Origin of the sequence: Cellvibrio sp. BR (assembly GCF_000263355.1) — a bacterium.
Taxonomy (GTDB): domain Bacteria; phylum Pseudomonadota; class Gammaproteobacteria; order Pseudomonadales; family Cellvibrionaceae; genus Cellvibrio.
Genome location: NZ_JH668200.1, coordinates 417,530 through 436,759, shown reverse-complemented (window position 1 = coordinate 436,759; position 19,230 = coordinate 417,530). Strand labels below are relative to the sequence as shown.

Here is a 19,230-nt window from a genome sequence, read left to right as displayed (position 1 = left end):
AAGGAATTCATCAACAGCGATGAATTCCTGCATTGGATGACTCACAAATCCATCTGAACATCAGTGCTCTTTACAACACGTTTGCCAACAAAAAGCGCGCCACACCGTCATCATGGTTGCGCGCTGCAGCTTGCGCAGAGGGAAATAATTGCTTGAGCTTGTCACTCGCATTCGCCATCACTACCGGGTGAGTTACTGCCCGGAACAGTTCCACATCATTAAAACCATCACCAAAGGCCATGCTGTTAGCGAGCGGTAATTGCAAATGTTCCGCCAGGGTTTTTAATGCATCGCCTTTGGATATATTGTTTGGCATAGCCTCCAGGTAATACTCATCCGAAAAGGTTAAATGAATCGGCACGGGCAGTGCCGTGAGTATTTGTGCTTTCAGTTGTTGCAGCAGCGCGTTCTCGCCGTAAAACAAAATCTTTAACGCCGGTGTGGCCAGCATTTCCTGCAATGGAATTTGGCGATAAAAAAATTGCGATTGCCTATGCGCATCCAACATGGATTCGCAGGGCGCATTCACCAACCACTCGCGATCCGTATACATATTCAAATGCACACCGCACGCTTCACCCAGCGGCAGCAAGGTTTCATTGATTGTCAGTGGCAAACAGGCGCGCTGGATTAACTCGCCCGCGCCGTTATGAATCATCGCACCGTTACAAGTAATCGCCGCAATACCGCCACCCAATTGTTTCAAGTAAGCGCGGATATCCATAAAGTGCCGCCCGGTGGCGATGACCAGGTGATGACCACATTCGCGCAATTCATTCAGCGTGCGAATCGTCAGCGGCGACAGCTCGTGGTGCTCATTGAGCAGGGTGCCATCCATGTCGAAGACAAAAGTGTTACAGTTTTTTTGGTTTGCAAGCATGCAGGATTTCCAAATAACAATTTATATGCCCCGTAGCTTGACCTACACCTCACCGGGATTTGGTTTTTTACGTTCATCCGGGTGAGGTTGGTTAATCACTTCACGGCACAATAGGATTTTAAAAAATCTGCATGTGACGGGATTTTTTCGAGGGTTTTTGCAATTTTCGATTTCATAGACATAAGTCCGGCAACAATTTGCTCATCACTTATGACATGTGGGAAATGACTATATCCTTGTGGCGTTATGCGCTGTCCTATCATCACCTGTAGCCAGGAAGTTACACCAAAAACTTCATTTGTCTCATGGTGCACATGGCCGGTTTGTTTGAATAATTCAATTCTTTCCGCAAGCGAATCAGGAATAGTCATATCCCGGCAGTCGCGCCAATAGGGAGTGTCATCGCGCTCTGTCGCTTTGTAATGCAATATAATGAAATCGCGCACATTTTCATACTCAGCATGCGACATCTTATTATAGCGACGAATCAAATGCTCATTGCATCCTTCAAATGGAAATAGCTGTAGTAGTCTGCTCACGCCTATTTGGATCAAATGTATGCTGGTTGACTCCAGTGGCTCCACAAATCCACCCGCCAAACCTATAGCAACACAATTTTTGACCCAGGCTTGCTTGCGGCGCCCAGTGTTAAATTTAAGCAGGCGCAGCTCTGCACGAATATCGCCATCCAGATTCTCTAACAAGGTATTTCTGGCGGCTTCATCAGAAATATATGCACTGGAGTAAACATGTCCCGTGCCTTGGCGATGTTGCAACGGAATTTTCCACTGCCAACCACTATCGTGGGCAATAGCACGTGTATAAGGTGGAATATCACCGGAAAATTCTGTCTGTAACGCTACGGCGCTATCATTGCGCAGCCAATGTCCCCACTTCTCATAACCGGCCTTTAATGTCTCTTCAATCAGTAAGCCACGGAACCCTGTGCAATCGATAAATAAATCGCCTTCAATACAAGCACCTGACTCCAGCACGACAGATTCAATAAAACCGCTATCGGCATGTTGCTTAACCTGAACAATTTTTCCTTCAACACGACGCACACCTTTTTCTTCACTCAGTCTGCGTAAAAATTTCGCGTAAAGACTTGCATCAAAATGATAGGCGTAATTGAGCTTTGGATTTTCAGTGATTGAAAATTTATGTGCTTTAGCGGCTTGTAACTCAAAGCATGTATCCTCAAGTTCACCTTCATAACCGCGCGCTTTGGCGGCCAGCCAGTAATGGTAAAAATCACCAATCCACGAGGCTTTTCCGAATGAGCCAAACGGGTGGATATACCTGTCCCCTTTGCGCGCCCAGTTTTCAAAAGAAATACCCAGCTTGATACTACCCAGGGTCGCACTTAAAAATTCCTGCTCATCAATGCCATGAATTTTGTGGAAAGAACAGATGGTCGGAAATGTCGCTTCACCTACACCCACAGTGCCTATTTCAGCAGATTCAATCAATGTGATATCGAGCAAGGTACCGAGTTGGCGCGACAACGCAACAGCCGTACACCAGCCTGATGTTCCACCACCAGCAATTACCACCTTTTTTATTTTTTGAGACATATCCACCCCTGGGATTAAATTATATTAATTGCGTAGCAGCCAACAGGTATTGGCTTTGCAGGCCGGTTTTACCTTGGGTGGATTGATGGGGCAATCAAAAGGCCATAGATTTCAACTATGCCTAAATGGGGTAGTGAGATGAGTGATTACAGAATGGACTATTATGCTAAAAGCCTTATGTTTTCTGGTGTGGCGGGCGATTGGCCGGTTGATGGCGTCACGCAATTAATAACTCTTCAGGTAATTTACCCAGCAACAAATCTCCCGCTATGAAAATGGCGAAAACAAACTCAGCGCCTCCCAACTTTACTTCCTCTCCCAATCTTTAGGCGTGCCCATCGCTGAAATTACTGGATTCTTTTTTGGAATAGCCAATTCGCCGCTAACAACCCAAAGATGGCGCAGGCCTTAATCGGTTTGCCACGTTGGCGGGATCACAATTTCAGGGGGGCTTTAGCGTTACATAGTTAGGATACAAACCCGAGTCTGCTTAGACTTAACTGAAAACAGAAATTTAGATGACATTAAATGTGATCTGAATAACGCAAATTAGAAGACATCAAGGCAATGCAGTGAAGATATATAGACGAAAAGAGGAAATCTGATAACAATGCGTTCGCTCATTTCAAGAAATAATTATTTTATAATTAATTCCACCTTTTCATAAAATTCTCCATTAGGTATAAACTGATTTCGCGCAATTGCAACTTGGAATTTTTAATTAACGAAAGGACACACTTTTATGTTGGCAAGATTAAATCAATCAGTTGAGCAAGGCGGTTTCAATATTCGAAACGACGTACTACTTGTTCAAAAGCTCCTAAATAAGCATACTATTCCCGGAGCGTTTGGCGTTCTTAGGGAAGATGGTATTGTCGGCATAAAAACAATCACCAGAATTGAACTGTTTCAAAAGCATATTGTGAAAATGATTAGGGCAGATGGACGAATTGACCCTAACGGAAAAAGCTTTAAACTACTTCGTGAATTAAAAGCTAACACTTCGCAAGTTGATTTGAGATTAACAAAAATATTAACTCTTAGCTCAAGAGGTGTAAGCTTGCTCAAATCTATTGAGGATTTAGCGCTCAAACCTTATGACGATCAAACAGGTAAAGACATCACCGAGTGGGTAAAAGGTGCAACCATTGGTTATGGTCATTTAATTGCTGGTTCAGATTGGGATAAGTACAAAAATGGTATTTCAGAAGCAGCTGCATCGTCACTTTTCAGTTCGGATTTGAGGCCGTTTATCCAAACAGTTAAAAACAAAGTTACCACTTCACTCAAACAAAATGAGTTTGATGCTCTTGTGATTCTTGCTTTCAATATTGGCGTTTTCAACTTTTCTACTTCTTCCGTGCTGAAGCTAATAAACGCCCCTGAAGCGAAAACATCTTATGAAAACTTAGAGGCGGCTTGGAAAGCTTGGAATAAATCCCAAGGAAAAGAGATTCGTGGATTGAAAAATCGACGTCAAGCAGAATGGGACATTTACAGTAAAAATATTTACAAACAATGGTGATCGTAATGATAAGTACAAAATATTTCAAAAACCCAACTTTATCATTTATAAAATATATCGTAATTGTATTCGCACTGTTTAGTAGTTTTGTTAACGCTATTGATAATCCTGATGCACCAGATCTGGTCTCAGAATTCGAGGTCAGAGAAAAACCGTTAATTGAGTCAGCAGAAAATTCAGCGGGATATCGCCCAGGTTTGGTTGCCTATACAGATTATCTGGAATTTTTAGATAAAGAACTCAATGTAATATACAAAACTCTCAAAGCAAAATTGCCTATAGATAAACAGCAGCAATTAAAGCAGTCACAAATTGCTTGGTTAAAATACCGGGATCTGGAATTTGCACTAATCGAAAGTACATGGACAAAAGCCGATTTTGGAACTTCATCCAGTATTACTCGCGGTCAATTTAAAGCAGCCATAGTCCGCAATCGAATAATTCAACTAATGCACTACACAAGAACTTTCTAACGTGACAGAAAGGCTGCATGGAGTCTAAGAAAATACTAAGCTTTTGATGCCGATCTTAAAACTCTCAAAAGACTAACTCTGTATTTCCTTAGACTCCCTACGGATTACAAATGCAATAAGTTTAGTTATATGTAGGGTGCGCTCGCATAGTAGCGCACCTTAATGCATTTAACTTACGGCGAATTTCGCTTTTTAACTAAGTTCTGTTAACCCGCACTTCTGTAAATACAGATATGTCTTATCGTAAAAATCAGGCGATCGTGTTTTATCTCCTGCGTCTCCTAGTGGGACATAAATAACCATACCTTGTCGTGCACGGGTCAGTAGTACGCGATAGGAATTTTCAACATGACGCTTATCGGCATCAATATTTATATTAGTCCATTTGGTTCCTATAAAGCTCCAATGCTCAAAATTTTCCCCATTGTGTCTATAGTCAGCATCCCAGCCCACTACACACCAATCTAACTCTAATCCTTGAACAACAAATTCAGTTCCAACATCTTCCAAGAAATGACACGAGCGAATATCTTCATAAGCGTTTAAAAACCAATGTTTTGGTTCGATTTTATTGTTAACAAATATACTGTCTGGTTTTAATCGTTTTGCACCTGATGACGCTATCAGGCCGCGACTCTCCATGCCTTTAGTCTTACTTCTCACCCATGATTTGGCTTTAGATAAATCGCGAGTTATGAATAAGGGGTATTTCTCTGCTATATGTTGATATTCTGTTTTAGCTTTGTATGATTGATTGTGGATAAGATGGTGAACAAAGTGGGAAAGCCGTTCTGCACGAAACGATCGCATTGAGGTGGAAAGATGTAAACAATGCTCACTGTATGAATGTGTTTTTTCTAATAATTTAATGTCCACATCACTGCCTGCATATTCTTTTTGCTGCAACTTTTCTGAATAGTAAATAGTCCAATTTTTGAAATCTTTATTAAGCGCAGAGAACCATCCATTTAGTCCAGCTTCACCATTATTGATTTCTTGTCCTCCGCCAATAAGCGCAATAATTACACACCAGTCTTTGTGTCGATCCATCACACTAATTAAAAACTCAGGTTCTGATTGGTTGAAATCCCCTTGATTACGCCTTTTTTGCATAAAGTCGGATGCTTTTTGCCGATTCCATGCACGTTGTGCTTCATCAAAGATAACAACCCGCTCGATAGGTGCTCGGGTTTTATCCTTTAGCGCTTCGTCTCTAAAATGATGAATATTTTGAATAAAACTTGCTGTTTCGCGACGTGCATCTGATATCGATCGCTGTTTGTCGGTATTGGAAATTTTTTGAGATTCATTTCTGTCTCTAGCTAAGGCTTCACGCAAAACATCGACTAAAGGTCCATTGCCCGAAAGAAAAACTGCATGTTCTTCATCTTTTGGATTGTTATGTGTTGTTGCTATCTGTAATCCGACAAGAGTTTTTCCTGCACCGGGAACGCCAGTTACAAAACAAATTGTTTTTTGTTTTAACAAGCGAGAGTTATGAATAATTTCATTCAGGCGGCCTGCGGTTTCGGCTAAATTTACAGCATCTGCATCAGAGCGAGCGATATCCTTTACATCATGGTTATTATAGAGAGCTTGTGCCGCTTCAATAATTGTAGGTGTTGGCTTGTATTGAGATGTAAACCAATCGAGGGGATTTAATTGGCGCTCATAAGCATAAGTTAGTAGGCATGAATTAATAATAGTCCCAAGGCTACTACTATTAGCTTTAACTGTTTCAGTTACCTCTGAATCATTTTTCTCTAGAGAAAAACTGATTGATGGTGCTTTCGTGGAGACTAAGATGGGAATAATTTTTCGATTATGGCTTGCCTCGTGAAAACAACTTAAATCGACAGCATATCCTTGAGTTTGTCGTAAATCGACAGATTTGTACTGAGATTCACCGACTTTAAACTCGAGAACAAAAATAATGCCGCCAGTTATTAAAACAGCATCGGCTCGTTTTCCCATTCTCGGTATGAGTAACTCAAAACAGATAAAAGCGTCACTTAATTCTTTGAGTTGATTTTGCAAAATTTCAATCTGTGCTTTCCATGCCCCAGTTTGTTGATAAACCAAATCTTGAGTGTGAAATCGAGCCAGCTCACCAATAATTGAGTCTGATGCGGTTGTTAGAAACTCGCTTAATGTTGCCGAGTAATAAGCACGATTAGACATAATCGGTCTCACTAAATTTCAGCAATTCTGCTGGTTCCACTTTGAGTGCTGCGGCCAAACGCTCAATATTTATTAGGCTGACATTACGCAAGCCGCGCTCAATCCCACTGATATAGGTTCTATCGAGTTCGGCGAGCTGCCCGAGTTGTTCCTGACTAATGCCCTGCTCTGAGCGAATTGTTTTTATTCGGCGACCAAATGCTTTGAGTATCGACCTATCCATGAGGGATTTCCGGGTAGACAAAAGAGGTCATATGGTGGTATTGATGTGACTCATAGGTCTACGGACGATAAGTCACATTTGCATAAGAGGTGGAGTATGTATGGCGATAAGAAATTAATGACTCAGGAAGTATATTTAGCTGCTGTTAATACCTGCTTGATGAATAAGTATTTAATAAGCCTGCTTGATACTGGGTACTCAGATAATGAGTGGTTAAGCAGATTTGGCGATCTCGACGTTGAAGAGGCTGTTGAGATATATGCAGAAAAATATGATTTGCAAAGAACGGATGAAGGGTTTTATTGAAAGTGTTGATTGGCGATCATTTTCCTGACGCCACGAAAATGATCGGTTTGGTTTGAAAAACCTTTGATTTGTTCAGTTTGACTGAGCAAATCCACCAAAAGTTAAACCAACCTGATTTTTACCCAATCTAAAACCCCGACTGCTTCGTAAACTCAATCTCCTCCGGCGTAAATTCCCGCTCAGGGATCTTATTGTGATGCGGGTTTGTGATCTTACTTTTCAATATTTATTAATCGTTTATCGATAAATAAATATTGTATATTGGTGTTTTGTGAGTGTTCTTTAGGCTCCAACGCCATATTTCCAAGGAGCTTGATATAAATGTTCAACAGCATGAGCGGATTGCTCGTATTAAAAAAGTCAGCGGTTATTTACATATGCGTCTGATCGGGATGCGTTATTGGTTATGGGTTTTATGTGGCTAGCTTGATTGTGAATTGGTTTTACAGCGCAATCAAAAGTTCGCCAGTTATGGTTCCAGTTAATCTCGATTTTATTGGAGCCTTGATGTTTTTTGGCTTGATGTATGTGTTGCTCTGGGCGCTGGAAATTGGTTGCGATCTTAATGAAGAATCTGAACTCACTATATAGGGAGGTTGTATGCCAATTATTGTGAATTTGAATGTAGTGCTCGCCCAGCGCAAAATGCGTTTGAATACCTTGGCGGAGTTGGTGGACATTACACCGCAAAATTTGTCGGTGCTCAAAACCGGAAAAGCCAAGGCGATTCTTTTTGATACGCTGGAAAAAATCTGCGAGATGTTGGAGTGTCAGCCGGGGGATATTCTGGCGTTTAGTAAAGAGCCAGAGGCGGTAATCACAACCGACTGATTGAATTCAAAATTGTTGCGATTTACACAAACAGAAACGGCTTCTGGTTTCCAAATCGGACAGGAGAAAAAACGACATGGACAATAAACAGGTAGAAGATATGCAATCCCAATTTGATGCCTTCGATTTGAGGGCTGTCCGCGCAGGGCATATTCGACTTAAGAAGCAATTGAATGACTTAGAGGTGGAAATGGCTGGTTATCTATTGGAGTTGGGTTATGAAAGCTAACAATCCAATTATAAAGTCGATTATGGATCTCATCTCATACATTGATTTTTTAATTGTATCCGTGATTAAAAATTATCGAGATATTTTTAAGGCAGGCGTATTTCTCTGTGGATTAGCTGTGGCTGGGTTATCACAACCTTTTGTGGATCTCATAAAAATGGATTATGAGACCAGAAAGCTGGCTTTTGCCATAGAGGCGCAAGAAGGTATACCGTTTGAGAAGGTGAGCTGTGAAACCATGACTGAACAAAAGTCGGAATGCTTGCAAGCAAAATATGAGCATGAAAGTAACTTTACCATTATTAAAATGGGAGCGAATTTAATCGCATTCTTTGGCGTAGTGGGTTATGCGCTCGTTGTTATTTCATTGGTGGGATTTTTGGCCAATTCAAAAGACGAGTATAAAAAGAAGCGCGACCAAAAACCTTCATGGAGGAAACGTGAAAATCGTACCGGATGATCTGTTATTTCGCCAAATTAGCCTGCTCATTCAGCAGGCGCGCCAGCAGCTCCAACGCAGCGTCAATACTGCCATGGTGCAAACTTATTGGCAGATTGGCCAGCTTATAGTCGAGCACGAGCAGCAAGGCGAAAGCCGTGCGGCTTATGGAAAGCAGCAGTTAGAACAGCTTTCTACCCGCTTGAGCAATGAGTTCGGCAAAGGGTTTGATGTAACCAACCTGCGCAATATGCGCCGTTTTTATGAGGCGTTCCCGATTCGAGAGACGGTGTCTCTCGAATTGAGCTGGTCACACTACAACCAGCTCGCCCGCGTTGAAAACCTTCAGGCTCGTGATTGGTATTTGCGTGAGGCCATTCAGCAAACCTGGAGTGTACGGGCGCTTGAGCGTCAAATAGCCACGCTTTATTACGAGCGCTTGTTATCCAGTCAAGAAAAAGCTCCAGTGGAAGCAGAGGCCAAAGTCAAGACGCAAGCCTTGGCCGATAATCCAAAAGATTACTTGCGCGATCCTTATATTCTGGATTTTCTAAGCCTGGATTCGCGCATATACCAAGAGGCTGATTTAGAGCAAGGCATTATCAACAACCTACAGCAGTTTTTGTTGGAATTAGGCAAGGGCTTTGCGTTTGTCGAGCGCCAACAGCGCATTCATACTGATGATGGCGACTATTACATAGATCTCGTTTTTTACAATTACCTACTGAAGTGTTTTGTTTTGGTGGATTTAAAATTGAATAAACTCAGTCATCAAGATGTTGGGCAAATGGATATGTATGTGCGCCTTTATGAAGAGCAAAAACGCGGGCCAGAAGATAACCCCACCATCGGTTTGATTCTATGCAGCCAACACAACCAAACGGTTGCGCAATATTCAGTGTTAAAAGACAGCCAGCAATTGTTTGCGTCCAAATACTTAACTCTACTGCCGAGTGAAGAAGAATTAAAGCGCGAGTTAGAGCGCGAACGGCAGTTAATTGAAGGACAAATTGGAGAAATGCGAGCCAAATATGATGTTTGATTTTGGTTGCACCAATTACGTAGCGATGCAATTTACACCAACAAAAACGGCTCCCGAAGGAGCCGTTTTTGGTCAATCTGTGTTTGGTTTATTTGCGCGCGTTACGACGGGCAAAACCTAAACCGATCAAACCTAAACCGAACAGCGCAAGAGTGCCTGGCGCTGGAACTTCGGTTTTGCTCAGGGAGACGTTGTCGAGCATGATGCCGATGTTGTCGCCGCCAGCGTGGTTAAACACGATGGAGTTAGCAGTGTTGCTGCTCACGGTGAAGCTGCGGGTGACGGTTTGCCATGGCGCGGTGGGGCTCAGGGTGAATGATTCACTCAGGAATCCCCCCAGGGCCAGGGTGAAGCTGTCCGCAGATCCGCCACGTTGGTTGCCGGAAATGTCGAAGCTCAGGTTGTAAGTACCTGCGGCAAGTGACAACAGCGAGCTGGTCAGTATGCCGGCATTACCACTTGAACCGTCCAGATCCACACATTTGCCGCTACCGCCCGCACAGGTGATGCCCCAGCCGTTGGTATTGGCGACGACATCAACGCTACCGCCGGATACACTCCAGTTGCTGAACGTGTTGTAGTTGAGGGTGGAAGTGCCTGCTGCACCCGCTTCTGCGTCAAAGTTGTCCTGAAAAATGATGCCTGCGTTGGCGCCAACACTGAAAAGTGCGGCTGCGCCAAGGCTGATGAGTTGTTTGATTTTCATAACATATTCCTGATGTAAGTTATTGTGACAGGTATGTATAGCAATTTTGACGCCATAGTCGCAAGTAATTGATTCCTATCAGTTCATTGAATTTGGCAAAATCACAAATGCATAATTACCCGACACTTTTCGCTGTCAATCCGGTTTTACCCCGGCAAGCCTTCAAAAATCAGCGAGCGATGGATGGCAAAACCCGCTTGCGCGCCATCGCCAATGGCAAAGGTCACGCTGCCCATCGCCCGGCCTAAATCGCCGCAGGCAAATACACCGGGGATTGAGGTTTGTTTGAAATCGTCGGTTTTCACATAAAACCCTACCGGGCTTTCAGCCAGTTCGCAGCCTAACTCCTGCGCGATGGGGCTGGCGGGTTTGGTGAGTGAAGCGACAAACAACCCCGCCAATTCCACCAACCGGCCGTTGGCGAGTTTCACCACGGCGGCCTGCTCGCCGGTAATTTCGGTCACGGCTTCGGTTTCCAGGCGCACATGGCGTGCGGCCAGTTGTTTTAGCTGGAGTTCATCCGGCGTAAAACAATTGTTGGTGAACAGCGTGGTTGGGCCCCAATCGGGAATTAATAACGCCTGGTGCAGCGAGGCTTCGCTCACCGCGAGTACGCCGAGTGGGCCCTGGTTGAGTTCGTAGCCGTGGCAGTAGGGGCAGTGAAAAACGGTTTTGCCCCAGCGGTCTTGCAGCCCGGTGATGGCGGGTAAGTGATCGCTTACACCGGTGGCGAGCAGCAGGCGTTTGGCGCTCAGGGTTTGCTGGTCGCGGGTGGTGACCTGGAATAAATCGCCGACTTTTTCCGCGCGCTCCACGGTGCCTTCTATCCAGCTGAGGTTGGGGTAAAGCAGCAGTTGGGCTTTGGCTTCGCTGGCGATCAGGGCGGGGGATTTGCCGTCCTGCCCCAACACGCCGTGGGAATGAGCGGCAAAACGGTTGCGGCGGATGCCGGCATCAATCACCGCCACTTGGCGTCGCCCGCGCGCCAGTTGTAAGGCACCAGCCATACCGGCATAGCTGCCGCCAATCACAATCACATCAAATGTTTGCATGGTTTACTCCTCGGGAAAAATGGCGTGTTCATGGCTACCGGAGAAGCCACGGGCTTGCATGCGTTGGTGGAAATCCTCGCTCAGCTGCGCGAGGGTGACGTTGCGGAAATGGTTGAGCAGCAGGGTTTCAGCTTCTACAAAGGCGTGGTTGAGGGCGTTATTCACTGCCGCTTCTACCAAACAGCCCGGCGCTTCGGTGCGATTACCCATGGCGAGCAAAGTGGGTTCGTCGAGCGCGAGGTAAATGTCGTGCAGGGTGATGGTGTCCAGCGCGCGGCAAATCTGCCAGCCACCGCCGTGACCTTTGGCGGAACAAACCAGCTGGTGTTCGCGCAAACCGGCGAGCACACGGCGGATAACCACGGGGTTAGTTTTCATCATATTGGCCAGCGCTTCCGAGGTCATGGGCACATTGGTCTCGGCCATATGCAGCAGTACATGGAGCACGCCGGAGAGGCGGGAGTCGCGTTTCATATTTTTCTCCATCAGGCTTGGGTTTCACGTAATTCAAGTTGTTACGTGAAAGGTAGCGCAGATGGAATCATCACGCAACTATTAATGTTGCGTGATGTGGAGTTGGCAGAACCAACCCTGGATTTTTATCAGCCCGCCAAACGCGCGGCGTATTCCTGCTCAAGTTGGGTATGCACTTTCCAGAAACCGGGCGGGGTTTTGCCATTGAGCACATCGCGCAAAATATTGAGATGGGTATGCCAGCCACCGGCGACACTCAGGCGTTCGTCCGGGTTGGTGAGGCGGCGATGGGTGACGGTCAGTTTGACCTGATCCTGCTCTGGCGCCAGCTCAAAACTCACCTCCGATTCCACCTCCGAACCGGCATTCCAAATGTAGCTCAGCAAGCGCAGCGGTTCGCAGGCGGTGACTTTGCCGAGCATGGGCACATCGCCCGCGCAGCTGCTGTATTTGGGCGGCGGAATATCGTGTTCGGGTGAGAGTTCGGAATTGCGGAAGGTGTGCTCTACCTTGCCGCCGATTTGTTGCTCCACGTTACCCGCCGCCAGCCAGGTGGCGCGTTTGTCGGAATCGGTCAGGTATTGCCAGACCCGTTCAATCGGGCCGGGCAGCAGGCGTTCAATGTGCAGGGTATCTGGGGCGGTCAATACACCGTAGTCGTTCATCTCAATCTCCTTTGGCCGAAGCCTGTTGGTGGACAATGAAGGGTCTGACTCGGCGAGTATCGACCCGGTTTATTCGGTTGGATTTTTCGCTTGATCATCCGCCACTAGCGCGGCTGTCAATGCATCCAGCCGTTGGTTCCAGAACTGCTCGTAGTGGCGCAGCCATTCGATACCGCCGTGCAGGGGGCGGGTATCCAACGCACAGGTGTGGTTGCGCCCCTGCACGCTGCGCACTACCAACCCCGCGCCTTCCAATACTTTGATGTGTTTGGAAACCGCCGCGAGTGTCATCTCAAAGGGTGCTGCCAGCTCGCTAATACCGCAGGGCGATTGCGCCAGCCGCGCCACCATCGCCCGCCGCGTTGGGTCGGCAAGGGCATGAAAGACAGCATCGAGTTGATCGTTCTGATTGTTTACCATGTGGTTAAGTATTCTCCTGAATAAATCCATTGTCAACCATTTGGTTAAATATAATTCTTTTGTGAGTCAGCAGTCGAGCGTTATAAAACGTAAAGCGTGGTAAAGGGCTAGTTGCAGTGACGCTTATCACTATCGTCCCTGCCTTGCGCCATCTATGCTTGGCCGTGGTAAATCTGACAATAACAATGCAAAGAGGTGTTTATGCTGAAGCTTGGTAAATTAATGGCGATGGTATTTTTGGGCTGCTGTGCACTGGTTGCGCAGGCGGATGAGGCGGTAAAAATCCACAAGGCGATTCAGTTTGCCGCGCCCGACAACTTCCCGCTCACGCTGGATATTTACGTGCCGCAGACGGGTAAAAAATCCTACCCGGTGCTGGTGATTTACCACGGCGGCGGTTGGCTGGTGAATAACAACTCGATCATGCACGACATGGCGACCAAGGTGGCGCGCGACGGCGACATGGTGGTAGCCAATATGAACTATCGCCTGCTGGGCGATCAGAACAACACGGTCACCATGAACCAGATTATCGAGGACGTATTCGGCGGCCTGCTCTGGGTGAAGGAGAATATTGGCCAATACAGCGGCGACCCTACCCGGGTGGCGATTACCGGCGACAGTGCCGGCGGCCATTTGACCACTATGATTCTCACCCGTGGCCGCCAGTTGGAGAGCGATGGTTACGCGGGTGCGAGTTTGGGTTTCAAGCCTAGCTATTTACCCGCAGGCAAAACCGCCGAACAAGTCGCGCAGGAGGATGGCCTGAAAGTGCAGGCGGCCGTGGTCAGTTATGGTGCATTTGATCTCTACGCGGCGGCAAAAGGCGGTTTTGAATCACCCGGCAACATGTTTTGGAAGTTTGGCAATGCGGAGCCGCGCGGCCTGTTTGGTAAAGACATTAACGTGAACGACAACCCCGAGCATTACCAAGCGGTGTCGCCCATTTATTTTGTGCCCAAGGCCAGTGAATACCCACTGCCACCACAATTTGTGCACGTGGGCAGCCTGGACAAAACCACGCCACCCGCCGCGGCGCAGCACTATGTGGACTTACTGAAAGCGGGCAAACAACCGGTGGAGTACAAGGTTTACCCCAACAAAACCCACGCCTATTTGGATAATGGCTGTAACTGGGCGGGCAGTTGTTTTGATAAAGATGCGCTCTGGCCAATGGAGGACATCATCAACTTCCTGCAAAAGACGCTCAAACCTTAAGCCTTTACACGCGGACGGGCAGCAATTTTTCAGCAATGGTTCAGTTTTTGCTGCCTAGTCTTGTATGACATGTCCGCTGGAGGGATTAATCGTGAAAAAGTCGGTATCGGTATTGGCAGGTTTGTTAGTGATGTGGGGCTTGGTGATGGTGGTAGTGCCGGAGCGCACCCCGCCATCCAAACCGAACGCGGTAAACGCGGTGTTTTAAACATTTCGTTATCGTCCTCTGATGAGTCATTTTTCCCTGCCGGTTAATGCAGGGGTGTTTTGCCCCTGCGTGCACGATCTTTCACGCGATAATGATGGCTATATTCATCATTTTGCTGAAAAATCGCCCCTTTGATGCATATATCCATCATTTTGATCAAAGGTTTGTAATCCCTTCGCAATGAAAACACCTCTCGCAATTTTAAATTCCACCTTTGGCTATCATGAATTTCGCGGCCCGCAAGCGGCGGTGATTGATGCGTTAGTCGCGGGTGAGGATGTGTTAGTACTTATGCCCACCGGTGGCGGTAAATCCCTGTGCTACCAAATTCCAGCGCTGGTGCGTGAAGGTGTGGGCATCGTGGTATCACCGCTGATCGCATTGATGCAGGATCAAGTCAGTGCGCTGCGCGAATTGGGTGTGCGTGCCGGGTTTTTAAATTCGTCGCTTTCACCGCAAGAAATGTGGCAAACCGAATTGGCGCTGCAGCGCGGTGAGCTGGACATGCTTTACGTTGCGCCCGAGCGCTTAATTCAGCCGCGCACATTGGAATTATTTCACCAGATAAAAATTTCCCTGTTTGCGATTGATGAAGCTCACTGTGTATCGCAATGGGGTCACGATTTCCGTTCCGATTATTTAAAGCTGGAACTATTGCACCGCGAATTTCCGCAGGTGCCGCGCATTGCATTAACGGCAACCGCCGATGTGCGTACCCGCGATGAAATTATCGCGCGCTTGCAATTGGAAAATGCGCAGCAATTTATCAACGGTTTTGATCGCCCGAATATTCAATATCGCATTGCGCAAAAAAATAATCCCAAAATCCAACTCATGCGTTTTTTGCGTGAAGAACAAGCGGGCAACTCGGGCATTGTGTATTGCCTGTCGCGCAATAAAGTCGAACAAATTGCTGAATGGTTGAGCAGTGAAAAATTTACCGCACTACCCTATCATGCCGGTTTACCTGCCAATGTGCGGCAAAAAAATCAGGAGCGGTTTTTACGCGAAGACAACATCATTATGGTGGCGACTATCGCGTTTGGTATGGGCATCGATAAACCCGATGTGCGTTTTGTCGCGCATCTGGATCTGCCCAAAAGTATTGAAGCCTATTATCAGGAAACCGGCCGCGCGGGGCGCGATGGTGAACCGGCAACCACTTTATTGTTGTACGGTTTGGAAGACGTAGTAAAACTGCGGCAGATGATGGCGCAAAGTGAAGGCAGTGAAGAATTTAAACGCAATGAACAACAGCGTTTAAATGCGATGTTGGGCCTGTGTGAAATTACCAGTTGTCGCCGCCAGAGTTTGCTGCGCTATTTTGGCGATACGCTTGCACAGCCCTGCGGTAATTGCGATTGCTGTATCACCCCACCACAAACCTGGGATGCCACCGAGGCAGTGCAGATGGCGCTCTCCTGTGTGTATCGCACCGGCCAGCGGTTTGGTGCAGGGCATGTAATCGACGTATTGCGCGGCAGCAACAATGAAAAAATATTGTCGTTTGATCATCACAAATTAACCACCTACGGCATTGGCAAACATTTAAGTGCGGATGAATGGAAAGCGATTTTTCGTCAGCTGGTCGCGCGTGGTTTGTTGGACGTCAATAGCGATGGTTTTGGCGGTTTGGTATTAAATGAAAGCTGCCGGGCATTTTTGCGTGGCGACGAAAAAATCAGTTTGCGCCGCGATATTAAAGCAGCAAACAGCTCGCCGCGTCGCGCCAACCTCGGTCAGGGGATTGAAGCAGAGGATCAGGGTTTGTGGAATGCCCTGCGCTCCTGCCGCAAACGCCTCGCCGAAGAACAGGGCGTACCGCCCTACGTGATTTTTCACGATGCGACTCTGCGCGAAATGTTGGAGTTCCGCCCGCTTACAGCAGAACAATTGCGCAGCATTACTGGTGTGGGTGAAAGTAAATTGAAACGTTTTGGTGAAGAGTTTTTAGCGGTGATTCGCGAAGCTGAATATCACGAATAATGATGTAGCAGGAATACTATGGACTCTTTATCGCAAATTGCCTTGGGCGCTGCCGTGGGTGTCGCCGTGATGGGACGCAAGACGGTGCTGTGGAAAGCGGCGCTGATGGGTGCTGTTGTGGGCACCTTGCCGGATCTGGATGTGCTGATCAGTCACGGCGATCCCATTCGCGATATGACCTTGCATCGCACTGAAAGTCACGCGTTATTTTACCTCACGTTAGTGGCACCCTTGTTTGCATGGTTCATCGCCACCATCGCGCGTGAAAAACATTTATTTAAACACTGGTGGCTCGCGGTGTGGTTGGTGTTAGTCACCCATCCGCTGCTAGATACCATGACCATTTATGGCACTCAACTGGCACTGCCGTTTAGCGATTATCCGTTTGGTATCGGCAGTGTATTTATTATCGATCCGCTCTATACCTTGCCGCTATTGATCGGTACCGTTATCGCACTGGCGCGCAAAAAATTTACCGGCTTGCGGTGGAATAATATCGGCCTGGCGCTGAGTAGTGGCTATTTATTTTGGGGTTTGGCGATGCAATTTTATGTCGGCACCCTGGCTGACAAAGCTATCGCTGTGCAAGGCTTGGCGGTGGAAAAACGGTTGGTAATTGCATCGCCTTTTAACAGTTTGTTATGGCGGATTGTGGCTATTACACCGGAAGGTTACGCCGAGGGTTTTTATTCACTGCTGGATAACAACACACAGATTAATTTTGTGGAGTATCCGCGCGGTAATGATTTGTACCGTCAACTTGGCGAAAGTTGGGAAGCAGAGCGCCTTGCCTGGTTTAGTCACGGCTATTTTAAAGTGTTTGAAAATAACGGCGTTATTAGTATCGCCGATTTACGCATGGGCCTTGAACCCTATTACACCTTTACCTTTGCGGTGGCCGAGCGGAGCAATTCGCAACCTAATGCACCGCTGGATTTTATTACACCGCAACAAGCTGCCCCCAACATCAATAGCGAACAGAGTTTGCAATGGCTTCCGCAGCGCTTGCTGGGTAATACCAATCAGCCATTAATAGAATTTTTAAACAAACCTTAAGTGGTATTTATTACGCTCACATAGTCACGCGATACAATGATGGTATCCCCAGAGGTAGCATGAATTTACTGTTGGATCGCACATTCAACCTGAGCTTTCCGGTTATTTTTACCCTGGGCATTTGCGCGGGCGTGAGTTGGCTCGCACACTGGGTGAGCCGGCAACGCACATTTCCGGGCCGTTTCAGTTTTGTATTAATTCACCTTGCCAGCCTGTGGTGGCTGTTCGCGGCCGCGCTGGAAATGGCGGTGTTGCAACCCAACCATAAAATATTTTGGGCGGCCATGGCCTGGCCCGGCATAGTGGCAGCACCGACCTTTTGGGCGATTTTTTTATGGCAGTACGTTAACAGTATTCATCGCCCACTGGCGCGCTGGAAATTAGCGGTACTGATGTTAATGCCACTGTGTTGTTGGTTGCTGGCTCTTACCAATCCTGTGCACCAATTGTTTTATGGTGCAGCTACCGCGCCTATTAATAATTCCCCCGGTGCAGCTATTCGCTATGCACACGGCCCACTGTTTTATGCGGCGGCGGTGTATGTGTATTTATTTATGTTGTTTTGTATTGCGGTAGTTATTCAGGCTGCGGTGCGCAGCCGCGGTTTGTATCGCCGTCATTATTTGGCGTTTGTATTGGTCACGGCAGTACCTTGGGCAGCAAATATCAGTTACGTAGTGTTTGGTAAAACCATTTTTGGTTTCGATCCCACACCCTTTAGTTTTGCGTTTACGCTTGCGGCATTTGCCTGGTTAATTGTGGGCGTGCGTTTGTTTGATGTGCTGCCCGTTGCACGGCATTTATTGCTGGATGCGCTGCTCGACCCGGTACTCGTGATAGATACGCAGCAGCGGGTGATAGAGGCGAATCCGGCGGCGCTGGCCTTGGCGAATTCACCTACTGCATGGCAAGGGTGCGCGCTAGAAGAGTGGCCAGTGATAGGCCGGGATTTACAACAATTACTCGCGCTCCATATCAACCAACAAGAGCCGCAACTGCTTACTCTTGCGGACGGCGAACGCTTTTACGAATTGCGCGCGAGTGCGATAACCCGTGCGACCCGCGACGGCCCTTTAGTGCTCGGCAAAATGCTCTACCTGCGCGATGTTACCCAGCGCTATTTGAGTGAATTAAAACTGTCCGAAGCCTTGGCGCTGAGTGAGCAGCGCTTAAAAACTATCACCAACTTACATGAATTATTACGCGAGCAAGCGCTGCGCGATCCACTCACCGGTTTATACAATCGCCGTTATCTGGATGAATTTTTTGCGCTGGAAATCGCCCGTGCGCGCCGTCATTCCCGCCCTATGGTGTTGGCACTCATTGATTTGGATCACTTCAAACAACTCAACGATGATCACGGTCATTTAATTGGCGATGATGTGCTTAAATCCGTCGCATTATTTTTGGTGGAAAATGTGCGCGCGTCCGATGTGCTCTTTCGCATTGGTGGTGAGGAGTTTTTAGTGATATTGCCCGATGTCGATGCGCAGGCAGCGTTTACCCGGCTCAATAAACTCTGCAGCGCGTTTGCGGCAGTACCGATGGACACGCGCAAAGGCGGACTGTCTCTGACTTTTTCAGCGGGCCTCGCGCTCTGGCCAGAGCAGGGCGACACACTGGATGAATTAATTCTGCATGCCGACGCGGCGCTCTACCGCGCAAAAGCGGCAGGGCGCAATTGTGTTCACCAATAAGGTGCACGGGTAGATTGACGAACTGCCTATTTAATGATTAAT

The 19,230-nt window shown here is 47.2% G+C and carries 21 protein-coding genes; 12 read left to right on the top strand and 9 right to left on the bottom strand.

All coding sequences use genetic code 11. The features are described from left to right. Positions 1–70: 70 nt before the first annotated feature. Both O59_RS01825 and O59_RS01820 read right to left on the bottom strand, forming a co-directional pair. On the bottom strand, positions 71–880 hold the full coding sequence (locus O59_RS01825) for a Cof-type HAD-IIB family hydrolase (protein WP_040391030.1): 810 nt from the start codon (positions 878–880) through the stop codon (positions 71–73). Positions 881–975: 95 nt separating this feature from the next. Further along, a complete protein-coding gene (locus tag O59_RS01820) occupies positions 976–2,457 on the bottom strand; it encodes a tryptophan halogenase family protein (RefSeq protein ID WP_040391028.1) in 1,482 nt (493 codons plus the stop codon). A gap of 259 nt (positions 2,458–2,716) precedes the next feature. On the opposite strand from O59_RS01820, the gene O59_RS22270 reads away from it, so the two are divergent. The 3 genes from O59_RS22270 to O59_RS01810 all read left to right on the top strand — a co-directional run bounded on the left by O59_RS22270 (position 2,717) and on the right by O59_RS01810 (position 4,455). Further along, positions 2,717–2,869: a helix-turn-helix transcriptional regulator gene (locus tag O59_RS22270; RefSeq protein WP_081489616.1), complete on the top strand. Its 153-nt coding sequence runs from the start codon at positions 2,717–2,719 to the stop codon at positions 2,867–2,869. A 330-nt stretch (positions 2,870–3,199) separates the two neighbouring features. Further along, positions 3,200–3,982: a lysozyme gene (locus O59_RS01815; RefSeq protein WP_304411999.1), complete on the top strand. Its 783-nt coding sequence runs from the start codon at positions 3,200–3,202 to the stop codon at positions 3,980–3,982. Positions 3,983–3,987: 5 nt separating this feature from the next. Then, positions 3,988–4,455, top strand: a complete 468-nt coding sequence (locus O59_RS01810; RefSeq protein ID WP_007638936.1) for a lysozyme inhibitor LprI family protein — start codon at positions 3,988–3,990, stop codon at positions 4,453–4,455. A gap of 192 nt (positions 4,456–4,647) precedes the next feature. Here the strand turns inward: O59_RS01810 and O59_RS01805 are convergent, their stop codons facing one another. Together O59_RS01805 and O59_RS01800 are read right to left on the bottom strand one after the other, a co-directional pair. Next, complete coding sequence (locus tag O59_RS01805; RefSeq protein WP_007638935.1) at positions 4,648–6,636, bottom strand: DUF2075 domain-containing protein; 1,989 nt, start codon at positions 6,634–6,636, stop codon at positions 4,648–4,650. Beyond that, positions 6,629–6,859 (bottom strand): helix-turn-helix domain-containing protein, encoded by a 231-nt coding sequence (locus O59_RS01800; protein ID WP_007638934.1) that lies wholly within the window; start codon positions 6,857–6,859, stop codon positions 6,629–6,631. The genes O59_RS01805 and O59_RS01800 overlap by 8 nt, the downstream gene beginning before the upstream one ends. 96 nt (positions 6,860–6,955) lie before the next feature. On the opposite strand from O59_RS01800, the gene O59_RS01795 reads away from it, so the two are divergent. The 5 genes from O59_RS01795 (at position 6,956) to O59_RS01780 (ending at position 9,706) form a co-directional block, all read left to right on the top strand. After that, positions 6,956–7,165 (top strand): hypothetical protein, encoded by a 210-nt coding sequence (locus tag O59_RS01795; protein ID WP_007638933.1) that lies wholly within the window; start codon positions 6,956–6,958, stop codon positions 7,163–7,165. 600 nt (positions 7,166–7,765) lie between these two features. Beyond that, a complete protein-coding gene (locus O59_RS01790) occupies positions 7,766–7,996 on the top strand; it encodes a helix-turn-helix transcriptional regulator (protein ID WP_007638925.1) in 231 nt (76 codons plus the stop codon). A 76-nt stretch (positions 7,997–8,072) separates the two neighbouring features. Further along, positions 8,073–8,225 (top strand): hypothetical protein, encoded by a 153-nt coding sequence (locus O59_RS21650; RefSeq protein WP_007638923.1) that lies wholly within the window; start codon positions 8,073–8,075, stop codon positions 8,223–8,225. Continuing rightward, positions 8,215–8,685, top strand: a complete 471-nt coding sequence (locus O59_RS21645; protein WP_040391027.1) for a hypothetical protein — start codon at positions 8,215–8,217, stop codon at positions 8,683–8,685. Before O59_RS21650 ends, O59_RS21645 begins: the two co-directional genes overlap by 11 nt. Then, entirely contained in the window at positions 8,666–9,706 is a 1,041-nt protein-coding gene (locus O59_RS01780; protein ID WP_007638921.1) for a YhcG family protein, read from the top strand. The genes O59_RS21645 and O59_RS01780 overlap by 20 nt, the downstream gene beginning before the upstream one ends. A gap of 88 nt (positions 9,707–9,794) precedes the next feature. Here O59_RS01780 and O59_RS01775 read toward each other — a convergent pair whose 3' ends face one another. The 5 genes from O59_RS01775 to O59_RS01755 all read right to left on the bottom strand — a co-directional run bounded on the left by O59_RS01775 (position 9,795) and on the right by O59_RS01755 (position 13,023). Further along, positions 9,795–10,412 carry a PEP-CTERM sorting domain-containing protein gene (locus O59_RS01775; RefSeq protein ID WP_007638914.1) on the bottom strand — a complete coding sequence of 206 codons (618 nt, stop codon included), beginning with the start codon at positions 10,410–10,412 and terminating at the stop codon, positions 9,795–9,797. A gap of 146 nt (positions 10,413–10,558) precedes the next feature. After that, complete coding sequence (locus tag O59_RS01770) at positions 10,559–11,464, bottom strand: NAD(P)/FAD-dependent oxidoreductase (RefSeq protein WP_007638912.1); 906 nt, start codon at positions 11,462–11,464, stop codon at positions 10,559–10,561. A 3-nt stretch (positions 11,465–11,467) separates the two neighbouring features. Continuing rightward, a complete protein-coding gene (locus O59_RS01765; protein ID WP_040391026.1) occupies positions 11,468–11,938 on the bottom strand; it encodes an Rrf2 family transcriptional regulator in 471 nt (156 codons plus the stop codon). Between the two features lie 128 nt (positions 11,939–12,066). Beyond that, the gene (locus O59_RS01760) at positions 12,067–12,603 is read right to left on the bottom strand and encodes an SRPBCC family protein (RefSeq protein ID WP_007638905.1); all 537 of its coding nucleotides are present in this window, start codon (positions 12,601–12,603) and stop codon (positions 12,067–12,069) included. A gap of 69 nt (positions 12,604–12,672) precedes the next feature. Beyond that, entirely contained in the window at positions 12,673–13,023 is a 351-nt protein-coding gene (locus tag O59_RS01755; RefSeq protein WP_007638904.1) for a helix-turn-helix transcriptional regulator, read from the bottom strand. A 201-nt stretch (positions 13,024–13,224) separates the two neighbouring features. Here O59_RS01755 and O59_RS01750 point away from each other — a divergent pair, with 201 nt between their 5' ends. The 4 genes from O59_RS01750 (at position 13,225) to O59_RS01735 (ending at position 19,188) form a co-directional block, all read left to right on the top strand. Further along, positions 13,225–14,241, top strand: a complete 1,017-nt coding sequence (locus O59_RS01750) for an alpha/beta hydrolase (protein WP_232283021.1) — start codon at positions 13,225–13,227, stop codon at positions 14,239–14,241. 388 nt (positions 14,242–14,629) lie between these two features. After that, the gene (gene recQ, locus O59_RS01745; RefSeq protein WP_007638898.1) at positions 14,630–16,435 is read left to right on the top strand and encodes a DNA helicase RecQ; all 1,806 of its coding nucleotides are present in this window, start codon (positions 14,630–14,632) and stop codon (positions 16,433–16,435) included. An 18-nt stretch (positions 16,436–16,453) separates the two neighbouring features. Next, complete coding sequence (locus tag O59_RS01740; protein ID WP_007638897.1) at positions 16,454–17,491, top strand: metal-dependent hydrolase; 1,038 nt, start codon at positions 16,454–16,456, stop codon at positions 17,489–17,491. A 59-nt stretch (positions 17,492–17,550) separates the two neighbouring features. Next, the gene (locus tag O59_RS01735) at positions 17,551–19,188 is read left to right on the top strand and encodes a histidine kinase N-terminal 7TM domain-containing protein (RefSeq protein ID WP_007638896.1); all 1,638 of its coding nucleotides are present in this window, start codon (positions 17,551–17,553) and stop codon (positions 19,186–19,188) included. Positions 19,189–19,230 lie beyond the last annotated feature (42 nt).

Excerpts from the sequence above, each read along its gene's own strand:
- O59_RS01825 (WP_040391030.1), bottom strand. The coding sequence starts at position 880 with ATGCTTGCAAACCAAAAAAACTGTAACACTTTTGTCTTCGACATGGAT.
- O59_RS01820 (WP_040391028.1), bottom strand. The coding sequence starts at position 2,457 with ATGTCTCAAAAAATAAAAAAGGTGGTAATTGCTGGTGGTGGAACATCA.
- O59_RS01815 (WP_304411999.1), top strand. The coding sequence starts at position 3,200 with ATGTTGGCAAGATTAAATCAATCAGTTGAGCAAGGCGGTTTCAATATT.
- O59_RS01810 (WP_007638936.1), top strand. The coding sequence starts at position 3,988 with ATGATAAGTACAAAATATTTCAAAAACCCAACTTTATCATTTATAAAA.
- O59_RS01805 (WP_007638935.1), bottom strand. The coding sequence starts at position 6,636 with ATGTCTAATCGTGCTTATTACTCGGCAACATTAAGCGAGTTTCTAACA.
- O59_RS01800 (WP_007638934.1), bottom strand. The coding sequence starts at position 6,859 with ATGGATAGGTCGATACTCAAAGCATTTGGTCGCCGAATAAAAACAATT.
- O59_RS01795 (WP_007638933.1), top strand. The coding sequence starts at position 6,956 with ATGTATGGCGATAAGAAATTAATGACTCAGGAAGTATATTTAGCTGCT.
- O59_RS01790 (WP_007638925.1), top strand. The coding sequence starts at position 7,766 with ATGCCAATTATTGTGAATTTGAATGTAGTGCTCGCCCAGCGCAAAATG.
- O59_RS21650 (WP_007638923.1), top strand. The coding sequence starts at position 8,073 with ATGGACAATAAACAGGTAGAAGATATGCAATCCCAATTTGATGCCTTC.
- O59_RS21645 (WP_040391027.1), top strand. The coding sequence starts at position 8,215 with ATGAAAGCTAACAATCCAATTATAAAGTCGATTATGGATCTCATCTCA.
- O59_RS01775 (WP_007638914.1), bottom strand. The coding sequence starts at position 10,412 with ATGAAAATCAAACAACTCATCAGCCTTGGCGCAGCCGCACTTTTCAGT.
- O59_RS01770 (WP_007638912.1), bottom strand. The coding sequence starts at position 11,464 with ATGCAAACATTTGATGTGATTGTGATTGGCGGCAGCTATGCCGGTATG.
- O59_RS01765 (WP_040391026.1), bottom strand. The coding sequence starts at position 11,938 with ATGAAACGCGACTCCCGCCTCTCCGGCGTGCTCCATGTACTGCTGCAT.
- O59_RS01760 (WP_007638905.1), bottom strand. The coding sequence starts at position 12,603 with ATGAACGACTACGGTGTATTGACCGCCCCAGATACCCTGCACATTGAA.
- O59_RS01755 (WP_007638904.1), bottom strand. The coding sequence starts at position 13,023 with ATGGTAAACAATCAGAACGATCAACTCGATGCTGTCTTTCATGCCCTT.
- O59_RS01750 (WP_232283021.1), top strand. The coding sequence starts at position 13,225 with ATGCTGAAGCTTGGTAAATTAATGGCGATGGTATTTTTGGGCTGCTGT.
- recQ (WP_007638898.1), top strand. The coding sequence starts at position 14,630 with ATGAAAACACCTCTCGCAATTTTAAATTCCACCTTTGGCTATCATGAA.
- O59_RS01740 (WP_007638897.1), top strand. The coding sequence starts at position 16,454 with ATGGACTCTTTATCGCAAATTGCCTTGGGCGCTGCCGTGGGTGTCGCC.
- O59_RS01735 (WP_007638896.1), top strand. The coding sequence starts at position 17,551 with ATGAATTTACTGTTGGATCGCACATTCAACCTGAGCTTTCCGGTTATT.